This window comes from Paenibacillus xylanexedens, from assembly GCF_007676705.1.
Classification (GTDB): Bacteria; Bacillota; Bacilli; order Paenibacillales; family Paenibacillaceae; genus Paenibacillus; species Paenibacillus xylanexedens_C.
In genome coordinates this window covers 1-215 of record NZ_VEBF01001015.1, presented here as the reverse complement: position 1 = coordinate 215, position 215 = coordinate 1, and the positions used below count along the sequence as shown (strand labels likewise).

The window sequence follows — 215 nt, the reverse complement described above, 5'->3', positions numbered from 1 at the left end:
TATCAAAATGAAGTTGATATAGAAGCAGGCATGGTGTTGTTAATAGGAGGGGGATGGGGAGGAGAAAATGGAAGGAGTGGATAATGAATTGGGGAAGTGAAGAGGGGTTTTTGAAAAAGGAAAATTTGTTGGAGATGATGATTAGAAGAGGGAGAAATAGAGGTAGGAGGAGTGGTGTAATGATGGGGGAAGGTGGAAATGGTTGAAGGATGAAG

Annotated in this window: 1 protein-coding gene; it reads right to left on the bottom strand. The window is 41.9% G+C overall.

The window, feature by feature from the left end; all coding sequences use genetic code 11:
• Nucleotides 1-2: 2 nt before the first annotated feature.
• On the bottom strand, nucleotides 3-215 hold a 213-nt coding region (locus FS628_RS32505; protein WP_222125379.1), incomplete at its 5' end, for a hypothetical protein.